16 protein-coding genes and 2 pseudogenes are annotated in these 16,184 nt (G+C 68.7%); 9 read left to right on the top strand and 9 right to left on the bottom strand.

Features of this window, described 5'->3' with window-relative positions; translation table 11 throughout:
- Positions 1 to 17: 17 nt before the first annotated feature.
- Genes AOM45_RS10595 through AOM45_RS10570 form a run of 6 tightly spaced genes read right to left on the bottom strand, consistent with a single transcriptional unit; the run spans position 18 to position 5,848 of the window.
- Entirely contained in the window at positions 18 to 1,067 is a 1,050-nt protein-coding gene (locus tag AOM45_RS10595) for an ABC transporter substrate-binding protein (protein WP_030472076.1), read from the bottom strand.
- 14 nt (positions 1,068 to 1,081) lie between these two features.
- Positions 1,082 to 2,425 carry a sulfate adenylyltransferase subunit 1 gene (locus AOM45_RS10590; RefSeq protein ID WP_030472077.1) on the bottom strand — a complete coding sequence of 448 codons (1,344 nt, stop codon included), beginning with the start codon at positions 2,423 to 2,425 and terminating at the stop codon, positions 1,082 to 1,084.
- A complete protein-coding gene (cysD, locus tag AOM45_RS10585; protein ID WP_174517895.1) occupies positions 2,426 to 3,325 on the bottom strand; it encodes a sulfate adenylyltransferase subunit CysD in 900 nt (299 codons plus the stop codon).
- Positions 3,322 to 4,017: a phosphoadenylyl-sulfate reductase gene (locus AOM45_RS10580; protein ID WP_030472079.1), complete on the bottom strand. Its 696-nt coding sequence runs from the start codon at positions 4,015 to 4,017 to the stop codon at positions 3,322 to 3,324. The genes cysD and AOM45_RS10580 overlap by 4 nt, the downstream gene beginning before the upstream one ends.
- The gene (locus AOM45_RS10575) at positions 4,014 to 4,172 is read right to left on the bottom strand and encodes a hypothetical protein (protein WP_030472080.1); all 159 of its coding nucleotides are present in this window, start codon (positions 4,170 to 4,172) and stop codon (positions 4,014 to 4,016) included. The genes AOM45_RS10580 and AOM45_RS10575 overlap by 4 nt, the downstream gene beginning before the upstream one ends.
- The gene (locus AOM45_RS10570) at positions 4,169 to 5,848 is read right to left on the bottom strand and encodes a nitrite/sulfite reductase (protein WP_030472081.1); all 1,680 of its coding nucleotides are present in this window, start codon (positions 5,846 to 5,848) and stop codon (positions 4,169 to 4,171) included. Before AOM45_RS10570 ends, AOM45_RS10575 begins: the two co-directional genes overlap by 4 nt.
- 369 nt (positions 5,849 to 6,217) lie before the next feature.
- Here AOM45_RS10570 and hemW point away from each other — a divergent pair, with 369 nt between their 5' ends.
- Positions 6,218 to 7,426: a radical SAM family heme chaperone HemW gene (hemW, locus tag AOM45_RS10565; protein WP_030472082.1), complete on the top strand. Its 1,209-nt coding sequence runs from the start codon at positions 6,218 to 6,220 to the stop codon at positions 7,424 to 7,426.
- Here hemW and AOM45_RS10560 read toward each other — a convergent pair whose 3' ends face one another.
- Positions 7,427 to 7,642, bottom strand: coding sequence for a hypothetical protein (locus AOM45_RS10560; RefSeq protein WP_030472083.1), 216 nt, complete (start codon positions 7,640 to 7,642; stop codon positions 7,427 to 7,429).
- Between the two features lie 138 nt (positions 7,643 to 7,780).
- Between AOM45_RS10560 and hrcA the strand changes: the two genes are divergently transcribed.
- From hrcA to AOM45_RS10530, 6 genes are all read left to right on the top strand, one after another.
- Positions 7,781 to 8,803, top strand: coding sequence for a heat-inducible transcriptional repressor HrcA (gene hrcA / locus AOM45_RS10555; RefSeq protein ID WP_030472084.1), 1,023 nt, complete (start codon positions 7,781 to 7,783; stop codon positions 8,801 to 8,803).
- A gap of 45 nt (positions 8,804 to 8,848) precedes the next feature.
- Positions 8,849 to 9,997 carry a molecular chaperone DnaJ gene (gene dnaJ / locus AOM45_RS10550; protein ID WP_030472085.1) on the top strand — a complete coding sequence of 383 codons (1,149 nt, stop codon included), beginning with the start codon at positions 8,849 to 8,851 and terminating at the stop codon, positions 9,995 to 9,997.
- Positions 9,994 to 10,725 carry a 16S rRNA (uracil(1498)-N(3))-methyltransferase gene (locus AOM45_RS10545; RefSeq protein ID WP_030472086.1) on the top strand — a complete coding sequence of 244 codons (732 nt, stop codon included), beginning with the start codon at positions 9,994 to 9,996 and terminating at the stop codon, positions 10,723 to 10,725. Before dnaJ ends, AOM45_RS10545 begins: the two co-directional genes overlap by 4 nt.
- Positions 10,726 to 11,208: 483 nt before the next feature.
- The gene (locus AOM45_RS10540) at positions 11,209 to 11,865 is read left to right on the top strand and encodes an alpha/beta hydrolase (protein WP_035912991.1); all 657 of its coding nucleotides are present in this window, start codon (positions 11,209 to 11,211) and stop codon (positions 11,863 to 11,865) included.
- A gap of 9 nt (positions 11,866 to 11,874) precedes the next feature.
- Positions 11,875 to 12,465: a TetR/AcrR family transcriptional regulator gene (locus AOM45_RS10535; RefSeq protein ID WP_030472088.1), complete on the top strand. Its 591-nt coding sequence runs from the start codon at positions 11,875 to 11,877 to the stop codon at positions 12,463 to 12,465.
- Between the two features lie 8 nt (positions 12,466 to 12,473).
- Positions 12,474 to 12,791, top strand: a complete 318-nt coding sequence (locus AOM45_RS10530; RefSeq protein WP_030472089.1) for a histidine triad nucleotide-binding protein — start codon at positions 12,474 to 12,476, stop codon at positions 12,789 to 12,791.
- Here the strand turns inward: AOM45_RS10530 and AOM45_RS10525 are convergent.
- The gene (locus AOM45_RS10525) at positions 12,788 to 13,570 is read right to left on the bottom strand and encodes a GNAT family N-acetyltransferase (protein WP_051784457.1); all 783 of its coding nucleotides are present in this window, start codon (positions 13,568 to 13,570) and stop codon (positions 12,788 to 12,790) included. The two genes, AOM45_RS10530 and AOM45_RS10525, sit on opposite strands and share 4 nt — an antisense overlap.
- Positions 13,571 to 13,596: 26 nt before the next feature.
- Positions 13,597 to 14,355: a GNAT family N-acetyltransferase gene (locus tag AOM45_RS10520; protein ID WP_059362323.1), complete on the bottom strand. Its 759-nt coding sequence runs from the start codon at positions 14,353 to 14,355 to the stop codon at positions 13,597 to 13,599.
- A 145-nt stretch (positions 14,356 to 14,500) separates the two neighbouring features.
- Here AOM45_RS10520 and AOM45_RS52755 point away from each other — a divergent pair.
- Together AOM45_RS52755 and AOM45_RS53765 are read left to right on the top strand one after the other, a co-directional pair.
- Positions 14,501 to 15,193: pseudogene (locus AOM45_RS52755) on the top strand (PhoH family protein); the annotation flags it as partial.
- Positions 15,182 to 15,991: pseudogene (locus tag AOM45_RS53765) on the top strand (LAGLIDADG family homing endonuclease); the annotation flags it as partial. The pseudogenes AOM45_RS52755 and AOM45_RS53765, both read left to right, overlap by 12 nt.
- Positions 15,992 to 16,184: the final 193 nt, after the last annotated feature.

Below are 16,184 nucleotides of genomic sequence, written 5' to 3'. Positions count from 1 at the left end.
TGTGTCCCCTCGAAGAGTTACTTCTTGTCCAGACCGGCTGCTTGCACCTGCGGCTTGCCCTGTGCCAGAAGAACCTTGTTCAGCAACGTGAAGTCGGCGTACCCGGCGACGTTCGCGGCCTCCTTGGCCACACCCGCGGTCACCGCGTCCTTCGCGAGCTGCGGGAAGGTCTTGGCCTGCGCGTCGGTCGTGAGCTCGATGTGGTCCCACGCGGAGGCGAGGATCTTGTCACCGAGCTTCTTCGACGTGAGCTTCTCGAGCGCCGCGTTGACGGTGGTCTTGGCCTCGTCCTTGTTCGCCTTCGCCCAGTCGATCGCCGCGACGTGGCCCTTGAGCACGGCCTCGACCGTCTCCGGGTGCTCCTGCAGGAACTTCGTCCGCACGATCACCACCGTGGTCGGGAACTGCCCGCCCTCCCACAGGGTCTTCTCGTCCAGCAGCACCTTCGCGCCTGCCTCGGCCACCAGGCGTGACGACCACGGCTCCGGAGCCCACGCGCCCTGGATGTCGCCCTTCTTGAACAGGTCGAGCGACTGCGCGTTCTCCACGTTCTGGACGGTGACCTGGCCGGTCAGGTTCTTCTCCGCCAGGTACTTCTTCAGCGCCACGTCCTGCGTGTTCGCCAGCTGCGGGGTGGCGACCGTCTTGCCCTTGAGGTCCTCGACCGAGTTGATCTCGGGCTTCACGACCAGCTGCGCGCCACCGGACGTGGCACCGGCGATGAGCTTGACGGCTTCGCCCTTGGACTTCGAGTAGGCGTTGATGGCCGGTCCGGAACCGATGTAGGCGATGTCGAGCGACTCGCCCAGCAGCGCGTTCACCTCGTCGGGGCCCGCGTTGAACGTCTGCGTCGTGAGCTTGGTGTTGCCGAGCTCCTTGGCGAACAAGCCCTTCTCGACGCCGATCAGCGCGGCGGCGTGGGTCACGTTCGGGAAGTACCCGAGGCGGACCTCGGTCGCGGCACCCTTCGACTGGGCGGCAGGAGCGTCTTCGGTGGCGCGGCGGCTGCAACCGGAGAGAGCTGTCAGTGCGATGAGTGCGATGGCAACGGCGGGCTTGAGGTTCACGGCTGTGTGGCCTTTCAGGGACCGGGGGAGACGAGGGCGTGGTCGTCCGGGGTAGCGGCGCTACCCCCGGTACAGCTCTCCACGCCGTCCTCGAGCAGCGGCAGCGGAGCTCCGACCAGCCCAGCCGCGAGCGTGGAACCATCGCTCGCGTCGATCACCAGGAACGACCCGGTTCGCCTGCTGAAGCTGTAGTCGTCCAGCGGTACTTCCTCTGCGAGGCGCAGGGCCACGCGACCGATCTCGTTGAGCTCCAACGACGCCGGACTGTCCACACTGGACAGCGTCTGCTCGTCGAAGCGGTCGCGCAGCTCGGTGACCATCGCCTGCACGGTGCGCGTGCCGTGCTTGACGAGAACTCGGGCGCCGGCGCGCAGTGGCTTCTCCGCGAGCCAGCAGAGCGTGGCGTCCAGCTCGTCGGTGACCTTGGGCTCGTTGCCCGCCACCGAGATCAGGTCGCCGCGCGAGATGTCGATGTCGTCGGCCAGCAACAGCGTGACGGACTGACCCGCCGCCGCCTCCGGCAGTTCGCCGTCCGCCGTGTCGATCTTCGTCACGGTCGAGCGGCGGCCCGAGGGCAGCACGACGATCTCGTCACCCGGCTTGACCGTGCCCGCCGCGACCAGACCGGCGTAACCGCGGTAGTCGAGGTGCTCGGCCGTGCGCGGGCGGATCACGTACTGCACGGGGAACCGGAACGGCGCGTCGTGCGGGTCCGGCTCGACCGGCACGTTCTCGAGGTGCTCCAGCAGGGTCGGGCCGGAGTACCACGGCGTGTTCGCGGACTTCTCCACGACGTTGTCGCCGGCCAGCGCGGACACCGGGATCTCGACCACCGCGTCCTCGGTGTAGCCGAGTGCGGTGGCGTGAGCCGTGAACTCCTTGGCGATGCGGGAGAACGTCACCTCGTCGTAGTCCACGAGGTCGATCTTGTTGACCGCGAGGACGAGCCTCGGCACCCCGAGCAGCGCGAGAACCGCGGCGTGGCGGCGGGTCTGCTCGATGACGCCCTTGCGCGCGTCGACGAGCAGGACCGCGAGCTGCGCGGTGGAGGCACCGGTGACGGTGTTGCGGGTGTACTGCACGTGGCCGGGGGTGTCCGCGAGGACGAAGCTGCGCTTGGGCGTCGCGAAGTACCGGTACGCCACGTCGATCGTGATGCCCTGCTCGCGTTCCGAGCGCAGGCCGTCGACCAGCAGCGACAGGTCCGGCGTCGCGAGACCCCGGTCGGCGCTCGCGCGGTGCACGGCGTCGAGCGTGTCCGCGAGCACGGACTTGGTGTCGTAGAGCAGCCTGCCGACGAGCGTGGACTTTCCGTCGTCCACGCTGCCCGCGGTGGCCAGCCTCAACAGGTCGCTCATTTAGAAGTAACCCTCCCGCTTGCGGTCTTCCATGGCGGCCTCGGACAGCCGGTCGTCGGCACGCGTGGCGCCGCGCTCGGTCAGTCGTGACGCGGCGACCTCGGCGATCACCGCGTGGATGTCGGCGGCGTCGGACTCGACGGCGCCCGTGCAGGAGCCGTCGCCGACCGTGCGGTAGCGAACCACCTTGCGCTGCAACGTTTCGCCTTCACGCGCCTTGCCCCACGGACCTTCGGCGAGCCACATGCCGTCGCGCAGGAACACCTCGCGCTCGTGCGAGTAGTAGATGTCCGGCAGCTCGATGCCCTCGCGCTCGATGTAGTTCCACACGTCGAGCTCGGTCCAGTTGGACAGCGGGAACACGCGGACGTGCTCACCGGCGCGGTGCCGGCCGTTGTAGAGGTTCCACAGCTCGGGGCGCTGGCGCTTCGGGTCCCACTGGCCGAACGCCGTGCGCAGGCTGAAGATCCGCTCCTTGGCGCGGGCGCGTTCCTCGTCCCGGCGTCCGCCGCCGAAGACCGCGTCGAACTTGTGCTGGGTGATGGAGTCCAGCAGCGGCACGGTCTGCAACGGGTTGCGCGTGCCGTCGGGGCGTTCTTCGAGGCGGCCGTCGTCGATCCAGTCCTGGACCTTGGCGACCTCCAGGCGCAGCCCGTGCTGCGCGACAACGCGGTCGCGGAACTCGATGACCTCGTCGAAGTTGTGCCCGGTGTCGACGTGCAGCAGCGGGAACGGCACCGGCGCCGGGTAGAACGCCTTGATCGCGAGGTGCAGCAGCAGCGTCGAGTCCTTGCCGCCGGAGAAGAGGATCACCGGCCGGTCGAACTCGCCCGCGACCTCGCGGAAGATGTGGATCGCCTCCGATTCGAGGCGTCCCAGGGTGTCCAGCGCGAGCGTCATCCGTGCAACCCACATTCCGTCTTGGCCTGGCCCGCCCAACGGCCGCTGCGGGCGTCCTGCCCCGGCAGCGGCTTCGACGTGCACGGCAGGCAGCCGATGGAGGGATATCCCTCCTGCACCAACAGGTTCTCGAGGATGCCCTTCTCGCGGATGTAGGCGTTGAACTCGTCATCGCTCCACGGCGCGATCGGGTTGATCTTCACCAGGCCGTTGCGGTCGTCCCACTGCACGATCGGCGTGTTCGCGCGGGTGGGCGCGTCCACGCGGCGCACACCGGTGACCCACGCGTCGTACTTCGCGAGCTCCCGGCGCAGCGGCACGACCTTGCGCAGGTTGCAGCACTTCGCCGGATCCGACTGGTACAGCAGGCCGAACTCGCGTTCCTGGTCCTCGACCGACTGCTCGGCCTCGGCGTTCACGATCCGCACGTCCGGGTAGACCACCCCGACCGCGTCCCGCACCCCGATGGTCTCCGGGAAGTGGTAGCCGGTCTGCAGGAACAGCACGTCGAAGTTCGGCTTCACCTTCGCGGCGAGGTCGATCAGCACGGCGTCCTGCATGTTCGAGGCGACGATGTAGTTGTCACCGAACGTCCGCGCGGTCCACTCCAGCGCCTCGATCGCGGAAGCGTTCGCCAGCTCCTCTTGCGCGGCTTCGGCGACGATCTTGAGGTCTTCCTTGAGATCGCTCACTTCTTCACCTCCTGCGGCAGGTTGAGCCCGACGAACGAGACCTTGAAGACGCGGCGGCACCCGGTGCACAGCCACGCGTAGCTGGGTTCCTCCTGCGGCCGGAGGTCCTCGTCGCCGCAGTAGGGGCAGTAGAACGGCGTCGCGCGTTCGCTCATCGCAGCGAACCCTCTTCCGCCCTGGCGACCCACTGGGCGAAGCGCTCGTCGGTCTCGCGCTGGGCGACGAAGTTCCGCACGACCCGTTCGACGTACTCGGGCAGCTCGGCCGCGGTGACCTTGTGGCCGCGCAGCTTCCGGCCGAACCCGGCGTCGAGGCCGAGACCGCCGCCGAGGTGCACCTGGAAGCCTTCGACCTGGTTGCCCTCCTCGTCCGTGACGATCTGGCCCTTGAGCCCGATGTCCGCGGTCTGGATGCGGGCGCAGGAGTTGGGGCAGCCGTTGATGTGCACGGTGATCGGCGCGGTGACGCCGTCGACGATGTCCTTGAGGTTGGCTTCGAGCTGCGTGACGAGCTCGTTGGCGCGGGCCTTGGTCTCGACGATGGCGAGCTTGCAGAACTCGATGCCGGTGCAGGCCATGATCCCGCGGCGCCACGGCGACGGCTCGACCTGCAGACCCAGCTTGGCGAGGTTGCTCTTCAGCGTGGAGACCTCGGCCTCCGGCACGTCCAGCACGATGATCTTCTGCTGCGGCGTGAACCGGACGCGCTGCGACCCGGCCTGCTCGGCGATCTTCGCGACCTCGACCAGGATCGAGCCGGACACGCGGCCCGCGACCGGCGCGGCACCGACGTAGAACAGGCCGTCCTTCTGCTTGTTCACGCCGATGTGGTCGAGCTGCTGGTCGAGGACCTCCGGCGCCGGGCCGTCGATCATCTTGCGCTTGAGGTACTCGTCCTCCATCACCTGGCGGAACTTCTCCGGGCCCCAGTCGGCGACGAGGAACTTGATGCGCGCGCGGTGACGCAGGCGGCGGTAGCCGTAGTCGCGGAAGACGCTGATGACGGCTTCCCACACGTCCGGCACCTCGTCCAGCGGCACCCAGGCGCCGAGTCGCTTGCCCAGCATGGGGTTCGTCGACAGGCCGCCGCCGACCCAGAGGTCGAAGCCGGGGCCGTGCTCGGGGTGGTTCACGCCGACGAACGCGACGTCGTGGATCTCGTGCGCGACGTCCTGCAGGCCGGAGATGGCGGTCTTGAACTTGCGCGGCAGGTTCGAGAACCGCGGGTCACCGATGTAGCGCTCGAGGATGGTGTCGATCGCCGGCTGCCCGTTGATCACCTCGTCCTGGGCGATGCCCGCGACCGGCGAGCCGAGGATGACGCGCGGGCTGTCGCCACACGCCTCCATCGTCGTGAGGCTGACCGCTTCGAGCTTCTGCCAGATCGTGGGAACGTCCTCGATCCGGATCCAGTGGTACTGGATGTTCTGGCGGTCGGTGATGTCGGCGGTGTCGCGCGCGTAGGTCTGCGAAATCTCGCCGAGAACCTTCAGCTGCTGCGTGGACAGCGCACCGCCGTCACTGCGGACGCGCATCATGAAGTACTCGTCGTCGAGCTCTTCGGGCTCGAGCGTGGCCGTGCGGCCGCCGTCGATCCCGGGCTTGCGCTGCGTGTACAGGCCGTACCAGCGGAACCGTCCGCGCAGGTCGGCGGGGTCGATCGAGTCGAAACCGCGGTGGGCGTAGATGCCCTCGATGCGGGCGCGGACGTTGAGCGGGTTGTCGTCCTTCTTGCTCCGCTCGTTGGGGTTCAGCGGCTCTCGGTAGCCGAGCGCCCACTGTCCCTCGCCGCGACGCTGCTTGGCGCGCGGTGACGTCTGCGGCGGGACCATCGCCATCCTCCGGGTTTTCGAGGCGCTTCGTGCGCGTGCGAGCCCAGAGGTGCTTGTGGTGGGGGTCTCGTCAGCGCACCAAGCGCCGACGGGAACAAATCAGCGCGAGGTCATGCCGTGCAACGGCACATCGCGCTGGAGACACGACGGAAGTCAACGTGGCGGCGGGCCACGAGGCGGACTCCAGTCGAAGGCATGACCTCAGTGTGCCTGCCGTCCATGCCATGGTCCACCGTCAACCGCATGCTGGGATTTTGCTGGGGAAGTTGACAATCTTGGCCGGTTTCGCAGCGTAGTACTTCTGTCACAGACAGAGATGCGTCCTGGCTGGGCACCGCCGTTCGGGGCTCGTGGTGGACACTGAGCGTCATGCCCTCCGCTCTGCCCGAAGGCGAGCCCGCGCCCGCCGACGGTTCGCTTCCCGCTTCTTCGTTGTCCGGCCTCGGATCCCGCCCGTTCGGCATCTACGTGCACGTGCCGTTCTGCGCGACGAGGTGCGGCTACTGCGACTTCAACACCTACACGCCCGGTGAGCTGGGTTCGTCGGCGTCGCCCGAGTCGTGGCTGGAGGGCCTGCGCCGCGAACTGGACCTGGCCGCCTCCGTCCTCGGAACCCCTGTTCCCGCCTCCACGGTGTTCGTCGGAGGCGGTACGCCGTCGTTGCTGGGCGCCGCGGGCCTGACTGATGTACTGGATGCGATATATCAGTCGTTCGGCCTAGCCCCCGGCGCCGAGGTGACGACGGAGTCGAACCCGGAGTCGACGTCCCCGGAGTTCTTCGCCGGTATACGGGATGCCGGCTACACCAGGGTGTCGCTCGGTATGCAATCTGCAGCCCGGCACGTTCTTGCTGTGCTGGACCGCAAGCACACGCCCGGCCGCCCGGTGGACGCCGCCCGCGAGGCCCGCGCGGCAGGCTTCGAGCACGTGAACTTGGACCTGATCTACGGCACCCCTGGGGAGCGCCCTTCGGACCTGGCCGCCTCCCTGGACGCCGTGCTCGAAGCGGGCGTCGACCACGTGTCCGCCTACGCGTTGATCGTGGAGGACGGCACGGGCCTGGCCCGGCGCATCCGCCGCGGCGACCTGCCGATGCCGGACGACGACGTGCTCGCGTCGTCCTACGAGATGGTCGACTCGGCGTTGTCCGGTGCCGGTTTCTCCTGGTACGAGGTGTCGAACTGGGCGACGTCAGTTGAAGCGCAGTGCCGGCACAACGTTTTGTACTGGAAGGGCGCGGACTGGTGGGGCTTCGGGCCCGGCGCGCACAGCCACGTCGGCGGCGTGCGGTTCTGGAACGTGAAGCACCCGGCGCGCTACTCCTCGCTGCTGGCGGAAGGTCACTCGCCGGCCGCTGGGCGTGAGGTGCTGTCGGAGGAGGACCGGCGGGTGGAACGCGTGCTGCTGGAGCTGCGCCTCGCCGAGGGGCTGCCTCTGGACGTGCTGGACGAGGCGGGGCGCGAGGAGGCGAAGCGGGCGGTCGCCGACGGCTTGCTGGAGCCGTTGGACGACCGCTGTGTGCTCACGGATCGGGGACGGTTGCTCGCGGACGCGGTGGTGCGGCGGCTGTTGCCGTGATCAGCGGGCGCGCACGTCGTGCTGGCTGCGCTCCTCGGTGACGACCTCACCGTTCTTGCGGTACGTGACGGTGGCCCACCACAGGCCGTCCGGGCGTCTCACCGGCTCCCAGACCAGCGTGCCCTCCCACCACTCGTCATCGCTGTGCACCAGGCACGGTTTCTGCTCCGGTGACGGCCCGTCGCCGGGTGGCCGGAGCCACCTCACGTTGTCCACGTTTGGACCCTAGCGACCTCCACCGACAAAAACGCGGGGCCGAACGGCTGACCAGCGGCTCGCATCCTGCTGGAGCGGGCACCGGGCACGAAACCGGCTGGGTAAACTCGGGAGTAGCGGACACGGAGGTGAGCAGCGGTGAACGCCGATGAGCGTCGGTTCGAGGTCTTGCGCGCCATCGTTGCCGACTACGTGTCCAACCAGGAGCCCGTCGGGTCGAAGGCGCTGGTCGAGCGGCACAACCTCGGTGTGTCGAGTGCGACCGTGCGCAACGACATGGCGGCTCTGGAGGACGAGGGCTACATCGCCCAGCCCCACACCAGCGCCGGTCGCGTGCCTACGGACAAGGGCTACCGGCTCTTCGTCGACAAGCTCAGCGAGATCAAGCCGCTCTCGCAGGCCGAGAAACGGGCCATCCGGAGCTTCCTCGACGGGGCGCTCGACCTCGACGACGTGATGCGCCGCAGTGTGCGGTTGCTCGCGCAGCTCACCAGGCAGGTCGCGGTGATCCAGGTGCCGACCCTGTCCCGCGCGGCCGTGCGGCACCTCGAGGTGCTGCCGATCACGCCGTCGCGGCTGATGCTCGTGCTGATCACCGACACCGGTCGCGTCGACCAGCGGATCGTCGAGCTCGGTGACGTGATCAGCGAGGAGCACACGGCCCAGCTGCGCGGCGTGCTGAACCAGGCGATGGCGGGTCAGCGCCTGGCCGACGCCTCGGCCAAGGTCGCCGAGCTGCCGGAGGAGGTTCCGTCGAACCTGCGCGATCCGATGCTTCGAGTCGCTACCGTGCTCATCGAGACGCTCGTCGAGCACCCCGAGGAACGGCTCGTGCTCGGCGGCACCGCGAACCTCACGCGCAACGTCGCCGACTTCCCGGGCTCGCTGCGGCAGGTGCTGGAGGCGTTGGAGGAACAGGTCGTCGTGCTCAAGCTGCTCGCCGCCTCCCGCGACCCCGGTCGCGTGCTGGTGCGCATCGGTGAGGAGAACGAGGCCGCTGAGATGCGCAGCACGTCCGTGGTGTCGATCGGCTACGGCAGCCGTGACAATCTGCTCGGGGGCCTCGGGGTCGTCGGACCGACGCGCATGGACTACCCCGGAACCATGGCGGCCGTCCGCGCGGTCGCCAACTACGTCGGTGAGATCCTGACCGGTCGTTGAAACCAGGAACTTTTGCTCTGAAAGATGAACACGAAAGCGAACAAGGTGGCCAGGGATTACTACGGCATCCTCGGTGTTGCGCAGAACGCGACACAGGATGAGATCAAGCGCGCCTATCGCAAGCTCGCCAGGCAGCTGCACCCGGACGTCAATCCCAACGAGGAGGCCCGCTTCAAGGAGGTGACGGCCGCCTACGAGGTGTTGTCGAACCCCGAGAAGCGCCGCGTCGTCGACCTGGGCGGCGACCCGCTCGACTCCGGCGGCGGTGGCCGCGCGGGCGGTGACCCGTTCGCGGGCTTCGGTCTCGGCGACATCATGGACGCCTTCTTCGGCGCCACGTCCGGTGGCGGGCGTGGTCCGCGCAGCCGCGTGCAGCCGGGCTCCGACGCGTTGATCCGGCTCGACATGACGCTGGAGGAGTGCGCAGCGGGTGCGACCCGTGAGCTGACCGTCGACACGGCGATCCTGTGCGACCGCTGCCACGGCGCCGGCACCCAGAACAACTCCAAGCCCGTCCAGTGCGACACGTGCCACGGCCGCGGCGAGGTCCAGTCCGTGCAGCGCTCGTTCCTGGGCCAGGTCGTGACGTCCCGCCCGTGCCCGGTGTGCCGCGGCTTCGGCGAGGTCATCCCCGACCCGTGCCAGCAGTGCGCCGGTGACGGCCGCACGCGGTCGCGCCGCACGATCTCCGTGAACATCCCCGCCGGTGTCGCCGAGGGCATGCGCGTGCGTCTCGCGGGCCAGGGCGAGGTCGGTCCCGGCGGTGGCCCCGCCGGCGACCTCTACGTCGAGGTCGAGGAGCACCCGCACGAGATCTTCGAACGCGACGGCGCCGACCTGCACTGCGTGGTGCAGATCCCGATGACCACGGCCGCGCTGGGCGCGACCCTGCCGTTGAAGACGCTCGACGGCGAGGAAGAGCTGCAGATCGACCCCGGCACGCAGCCGAACACGCAGCTCGTGCTGACGGGCCGCGGCATGCCGAAGCTGCGCTCCACCGGCCGTGTCGACGGCCGCGGCGACCTGCACGTGCACCTCGAGGTCGTCGTGCCCACCAAGCTCGACGCCGCCCAGTCCGCGTTGCTGCGCGACCTGGCCGAGATGCGCGGTGAGAGCGAGCCCTCGTTGTCCCACAACGGCAAGGGCGGCGGCGGACTGTTCTCACGTCTGCGCGCCTCGCGCGGCAACCGGTGACCCTGCCGGTCTTCCTCGTCCCGGCGTTGCCGCCGGGCGAGGAGTTCGTGCTGGACGGACCGGAAGGCCGCCACGCCGCGACGGTGAAGCGGCTGCGCGTGGGCGAGGAGCTCGTGCTGTCCGACGGTTCCGGCGCCCAGGTGCGCTGTGCCGTCGTGGCGGTGGAACGCGACGCCCTGTCGCTGCGGGCGGTCGAACGCTGGGTGGAGCCCGAGCAGACGCCCCGCGTGGTGCTCGCCCAGGCGCTGGTGAAGGGCGACCGCGGCGAGCTCGCGGTCGAGCTCGCCACCGAGGCCGGTGTGGACGGCGTGGTGCCGTGGCGCGCCGCCCGGTGCATCACCAAGTGGGAGGACGGCCCGCGCGGCGCGAAAGCGTTGGGGCGCTGGCGATCCACGGTGCGCGAGGCGGCGAAGCAGGCCCGGCGCTCGCGCGTGCCGTTCGTCGACGAACCGGTCTCGACCGCTCAGCTCGCCCAGCGCGTGTCGTCGTCGGCGCTGACGCTCGTGTTGCACGAAAGCGCGACGGAACGCCTCGCGGACGTCGAGCTGCCGACTGCCGGGGACGTGCTGCTCGTCGTCGGTCCAGAAGGCGGAATCTCGCCGGACGAACTCGACGCTCTGCGATCTTCGGGTGCCCGGATCGTCCGATTGGGCCCAACCGTTCTGCGTGCATCTACCGCCGCCGCGGTTGCTCTTGGTGCGCTGGGGGTACTCACCACCCGGTGGTGACCCCAGTCACTCGGAAGATGAACGGCGGATGGATTGGCTTGACGCAAGTTGTAGCGAATCCCAGGCAGTTGGGGTTACCCTTGCTACAGAGGGGCTCAATTGGTCTAGCCGTAAACGGAGTAGACGATTAGGCTCTTCTGACCAAAGGACTCGCCGGACACCTCCCCCCTCGGTCCGGCGTCGGCGCCTCGCGGCGAAGCGACCCCCAGGCTTCGGACCGCGAGGCGCCCCTTTTGGTTTGGGCACCCGTCTTCGGCGCTGGCGCGCCTTCGCCGGTGCCCAAAAGGGGGTGTCTTGTGGGGGCCGAGCCCCCACACCCCACGCCGGGGGCAAGCCCCGGACCCCCGGCCGCCTCGCCTTCGGCATCGGCAGGCCCTATTCGAGTTGTCGGCTGACGTGGGTGTGCCTATGTCTTCCTCCTCCTCTGCTCTCTCCTTGCTTCTAGTTGTGCTGGTGTTTCTTTGTGTGACGTAGGTTCTGCGTGTGCAGCGGATTGCTTACGGTGATCACCCCAGTCAGTTCGGAGAGCTTTACCTTCCCTCTGGGGCTACTCAGGGTGCTGTTGTTGTCATTCACGGTGGTTTTTGGCACCAGCGGTACGGACTCGAGTTGGGCCGGCCACTCGCGGATGTGCTGGTGGCTGACGGATTCGCCGTGTGGAACATCGAGTACCGGCGCGTTACCGGCGGTGGCGGGTGGCCGCAGACAGGCGAAGACGTCCTCGCGGCCATCGACGCCGTCGACATCGGTCCCGTGGTGACGCTGGGACACAGCGCCGGCGGTCACCTCGCAGTGTGGGCGGCCAAGCACAGTGCGCGCGTGGTGGGAGCCGTGGCGCAGGCGGCGGTGCTGGACTTCACGAAGCACATCACGCACCGGGCGCTGGAGCTGTGCACCGAAGAGCAGTTCGCGGAGGCCTCGCCTGCTGCCCTGGTGCCGATCGGCAAGCCGGTGATCTGCGTGCACGGGGACCGGGACGAGGACGTGCCGGTCGAGCAGAGCACCGAGTTCTGCGCCGTGGAGCCGCAGGCCGAACTCGTCGTGGTGGAAGGCGGCGGGCACATGGACGTGATCACGCCGGGCACCGAGTCGTGGGAGAGGTGTCGCGCGGCTGTCGGACGGCTTGCGCGCGGCTGCTAGAAAGGGCCGGTGCCGAAGGTTGTCGACCACGAGGAACGTCGTCGCGAGCTCGCCGAAGCGGTGTGGCGCATCGTGCAGCGCGACGGGATCGACCACGCGTCCGTGCGCGCGGTGGCGGCCGAGTCCGGGTGGTCGAGCGGGTCGTTGCGCCACTACTTCCCCACGCAGGACGCGTTGCTGGGCTTCGCGATGGAGCTCGCGTACCGGCGGTTCCTCGCACGACTGGAGAAGATCGGCACCCCGGTCGGCAACCGGGAACTGGTGAAGGCCATCGCGCACGAGATGCTGGCGCTGGACGACGAACGCCGGATCGAGGCCGCGGTGCTGCTGTCTTTCCTGCCGCGGGCGATGGTCGAACCGTCGTTGCACGAGCTGGAGCGCTACGGCACGCGTCAGCTGTACGGCGAGGTGGCGCGCATTCTCGCTGCCGCGCAAGAGGCGGGGGAACTGCGGGAGGGCGTCGTGCCGATGAAGGCGGCGCGGCGGCTCATCGTGCTGGTCGACGGGCTCAACATCCACCACGGGCTCGGGCCCGACGAGCTCACGGCCGACGACATGGTCGAGGCCGTCGACGAGCAGCTGGACGCGCTTTTCGCTTAGCTTGGGGCATGTCCTGTTTGTTCTGCCAGATCGTCGACGGTGAGATTCCCGCGACGGTCGTGCACGAGACCAAGACGACCCTCGCGTTCCGCGACATCCACCCCAAGGCGCCGGTGCACGTGCTGGTCATTCCGCGCGAGCACGTGCCCAACGCCGTCGACCTCGACGGCGCCCAGCTCGGCGACCTCTTCGCCGCCGCGAGGGAGATCGCCGAGGCCGAGAACGTCTCGGAGAGCGGATACCGGCTGCTGTTCAACACCGGGCCGGACAGCGGGCAGGAGGTCTTCCACGCTCACCTGCACCTGCTGGGCGGCCGGCGCCTCTAACCCAGCGCCTGCAACAGCGGAGCGCGGTAACGGGTGCGGTCGCCCGGCAGCTTCTCGGCGTTGCGCACCATCCAGGTGGGCCGGCCCCACGACTCCAGTCCGTGCTCGCGGACGAACGCGACCAGTTCCGGGTCGTGCACGTCCACCCGGACGCTCGGGTTGCCCGCCGCGCAGTCGGCGATGAGCGCGCACGCGTCGGCGGGCGTGTCCGCGATGACCGGGCCGATGAGCATCCGTTCGTCACGGACCTGCCACGAGCCCGCGACGCCGTGGTCGGAGATCCGCACGGTTCCCATCGCGAGCAACGACTCCCACAGGTACGGCCGCGTGATGCCGGTGACCTTGGTGTCGAGCGCGACGAGGTCGTCGAGATCCGCAGCCGTCGCGATATCCGATATATCGGATGCCGGACCCGTGAACCTGCCGGCGTGGATGTCGGTGAAGCCGACGGCCCGGAACCCCAGCTGCTCGTACAACGGGCGGCCCATCTCCGTGGCGAACAACGTCGACACACCCGTATCCAGTACATGGGATACGAGCCGACGGGCGTGGCCCCGGCGTTCGGCGCGTTCGGCCACCAGCACCATGCTGACCGAGGCCAGCTCGGGGTAGCGCGTCACGATCGTCGTGCCCACGAGCCCTTGCTCGTCGAACAGTCCCCAGCCCTCGCCGTGCGCGAGCAGGAACTCCCACTTCTTCTCCTCGCGCGGCCACGACCGGCTCTCGGCCAGGTCGGAGCACGCGGGCAGGTCGTCGAACGTCAGTCGTCGCAGTTCCACGTTTCCCCCAGAAATCACATGAGATCTCATCCCAGCGCGAGCGACGCGGGCGCGAAGTAGCGCGACCGATCACCCGGCAACGTCTTCGCGCCGTGCACCATCACCGCGCAGCCGTAGCGCGTCTCGAACCCGTTGTCCTTCAGGAAGGCGGCGACGTCGGCGTCGACGGTGTCGACGCGGAACGGCCCCCGTCCGGCGACCACGTCGGAGATCATCGCGCACGCGTTGGCCGCGGTGGGTGCGATGATCGGGCCCACCGCGGGACCGTTCGCGAGCTCGCGCGTGCCGATCAGGCCGAGCCCGCCTTCGAACTCCGCCGTGTGCAACGAGTACTGGGACGGCGCGAAGTCCCAGAACCCGTCACGTGAATAGCCGCTGACCTCGTGGTCCAGCGCCCGGATCGCGGGCAGGTCGGCCGCGGTGACCGGACGAGTCACGCTGGCGGGTGTTCCGGTGAACACGCCGTGGAACTCACTGGTCGCCCCGACCGGGTGAAAGCCGAGCTTCGCGTACATCGACTCGCCCATGGGCGTCGCGTACAGCACGGAGACGGCCGACTCTCTGATATCCAATATATTGGATATCAGCGCAGTCGCGACACCTCGGCGTTCGGCCCAGGTGCCGACCAGCACGCCGCTGATCGCCTGCGCCTCGGGATACGGCGTCGACAGCGCCGTGCCCAGGATCGTGCCGTTGTCGAAGGCGCCGAGGCCGGGACCGAGTGAAAGCAGGAGCTCCCACTGCTCAGGAGGCCACGTCCAGTTCCGGTCCGTGATGAGCTTCATGCACTCGGGTATGTCGTCGACACCAAGCCTGCGGATCTCCACAGTTCGTGAGCACACACCGTGAGCAATCCGGTAGCCACTCATTTTCGGCCGGACTAGCATCGACGGCACCAGATCCGAGCGACAGGAAGCAGGCCGGGGCCACGTGGCCGAAGAAACACAGCAGAGCAACAAGGAAGGTCAGTCCCGGTTCGCCGTGCCCGATGGTGCGGTGCTCAGCCTGCTGGGGTCGCGCGACGAGAACCTCCGGCTCGCCGAGGAACTGCTCGACGCCGACGTCCACGTGCGCGGGAACGAGATCACCTTGTCCGGCGACCCCGCCGACGTGGCTTTCGCGGAACGCGTCTTCTCCGAGCTCGTCACCCTCGCCGCCCGCGGCCAGGCCGTCGACCAGAACACCGTCCGCCGCACGGTAGCGATGCTGAGCTCGAACACCGACGAGTCGCCCGCCGAGGTGCTCAGCCTGGACATCATCAGCCGCCGCGGCCGCACGATCCGGCCGAAGACGCTGAACCAGAAGCACTACGTGGACGCGATCGACAAGAACACCGTCGTGTTCGGCATCGGCCCCGCCGGCACCGGCAAGACCTACCTCGCCATGGCCAAGGCCGTTCAGGCACTGCAGGCCAAGCAGGTCAACCGCATCATCCTCACCCGCCCGGCCGTCGAGGCGGGCGAGCGGCTCGGCTACCTGCCCGGCACGCTCTACGAGAAGATCGACCCGTACCTGCGCCCGCTCTACGACGCGCTGCACGACATGGTCGACCCGGAGTCGATCCCGCGCCTGACGCAGGCGGGGACGATCGAGGTCGCGCCACTGGCTTACATGCGTGGCCGCGCTCAGCCGATCTTCACCCCCGTGCTCACCCCGGACGGCTACCGGCCGATCGGATCGCTGCAGGTCGGTGACCTCGTCATCGGTTCCAACGGCGAGCCGACCCCGGTGCTCGGCGTGTACCCGCAGGGCGAGAAGGACGTCTACCGCGTCACCGCGCAGGACGGTTCCTCGACTCTGGCCTGCGGAGAGCACCTCTGGACCGTGCGCACGGCATCGGACCGGCGCCGGAACAAGCCGTGGCGCGTGCTGGAGACCAAGGAGATGATCGGCAAGCTTCGTGCCGCTCACGCACGTCGCTACGAGCTTCCACTCCTCAGCGCGCCGGTGTGCCTCCCGGAACGCGAAGTGCCGATGGACCCGTACGCGCTGGGCCTCCTGCTCGGCGACGGGTGTGTCACTGGCAGCACGACCCCGTCGTTCTCCACTGCGGACCCGGCTCTCGCCTTCGCTCTCCAGGTCGCTCTCGAGCCGATCGCGGTGATGAAGAAGAACCGTGTCGACTACACGCTGAACCGCGTGAAGGCGCCTGGGGACCTGGTGACTCTCGAGAACCCGGTGACCAGGGTCATGCGGGAACTGGGTCTGCACGGCACGCGGTCGCACACCAAGTTCGTGCCCGAGCTGTACCTGCACAACAGCGAGGCGGTGCGCCTGGCCGTGCTGCAGGGTCTGCTCGACACGGACGGCGGCCCGGTCACGCAGGTCGGCCGCACCTGCCGCATCCAGTACACGACGACATCGGAACGCTTGCGGGACGACGTCGTCGGGCTGGTCCGTTCGCTCGGTGGCGTCGCCTACTGGCGCTGCCGTCCTGCCGAGGGACGCAAGCCGGGCCTGGCGAAGGGGCGTGAGGTCGGCTACCGCCACGACGCCTTCATCCTCGACATCAGGCTGCCCGAAGGCGTCGAGCCGTTCCGGCTCAGGCGCAAGCGGGAGAAGTACCACGCGGCCGGCGGCGGCGGGCGTCCGATGCGGTTCATCGACAGCATCG

Origin of the sequence: Lentzea aerocolonigenes, assembly GCF_000974445.1 — a bacterium.
Taxonomy (GTDB): domain Bacteria; phylum Actinomycetota; class Actinomycetes; order Mycobacteriales; family Pseudonocardiaceae; genus Lentzea; species Lentzea aerocolonigenes.
The sequence above is the reverse complement of the archived record's forward strand: the minus strand, read 5'-3'. Positions and strand labels throughout refer to the sequence as shown.